This window comes from Cupriavidus sp. 8B, assembly GCF_054589115.1.
Genome location: NZ_BAAILO010000230.1, coordinates 1 through 1,205 on the forward strand (window position 1 = coordinate 1; position 1,205 = coordinate 1,205).

The 1,205-nt window shown below is 67.8% G+C and carries 1 protein-coding gene; it reads right to left on the reverse strand.

Features of this window, described 5'->3' with window-relative positions:
- Nucleotides 1-29: 29 nt before the first annotated feature.
- Nucleotides 30-1,205 (reverse strand): IS110 family RNA-guided transposase (locus ACYP5B_RS22185; protein ID WP_459571113.1); only part of this gene is annotated, 1,176 nt, incomplete at its 5' end.

The following is a 1,205-nucleotide window of genomic DNA, read 5'->3' on the forward strand; positions in this document are numbered from 1 at the left end:
CTCCTGAGAAACAAGACTGGCGGCTGGGGTTAGGCGGCCACCTCTACCGGATTAACCTGAAACCCGAGGGCCGCGGCACGCCGTTTGAGCGCGGCGATGCTGCGCTGGCGCTGCTGTTCTTCGTAATGCTGCTGGCCCTGATCGACGAAGGCCTCGCCGCGGGTCAGCATGAAGTAGACCATGCGGGCGAGCTTGTGGGCGACGGCGGTATTGGCGCGGGGCTTGTCCATGCGCGCGCACAGGCGCCGGTAGAAGGCACCTAGCGCCGAATCGTTGCGCGACAGGCTCATCGCCGCGAGCTTAAGCGCCTGGCGCACCCGGTTGGTCGAGCGCCGGGTGCGCGCGCTGAGCACCTTGCCGCCGCTAATCTTGGTGCCCGGACACAGGCCGAGCCATGAACAGAAGTGCTTGACGTTGGCAAAGCGGCTGAGGTCCGGGCCGATCTCCGAGAGGATCGTCATGACCGTGGTGACCGCCAGGCCGTTGATGCGGGTGAGGTCGACCCCAGCCCAGCGCGCCAGCGCGGTGCGGGCGTCAAACTCCGGGGTATTCTTGCCGCGCCGCTTGCCCGGCCCGCCGAGTTCGACCTCGTGACAGCCCAGCGGCGCGAGCAACGCCTCGAGCTTCGCCTCGCACTCGATGATGCGCTGGGCCAGACTGTCGAACATCGCCAGGGCCTGCCCGAGCACGAACAGGTGCTCCTCGCGCCAGTTGCCCGTCAGCGCCCGCTCGATATCGGTCGCACTGGCCTTGACGTGGGCGTGGCGATGCCGGGCCAGCACCTTCGGGTCGCGCTCGCCCGCCACAATCGCGCGCACGATGGCCTGCCCGGTCATGCCCATGACGTCGCTGAGCACTTCGGTGAGCTGAAGGTTCATTTGCACCAGCGCCTTTTGCATGCGCTGCACCCAATTGGCCTGCTCGGTGAGCAGCACTTCGCGCTGTCGCACCACCGCGCGCACGACGCACACCTCGTCGCCGGGCCGCCACGCCGCGCGCAACAGCCCCAGGCTCATCAGCTTCTGCAGCCACTGGCAGTCGAGCACGTCGCTCTTGCGCCCGGGCACATACTTGAGCTGCCGCGCATCGACCAGCCAGACCGTCAGGCCGCGCCGCTCCAGTACCTCATAGATTGGGATCCAGTACACGCCGGTGGACTCGAGCGCGACCGTGTCCACGCCGCACGCCAGCAGCCAGTCGGCCAG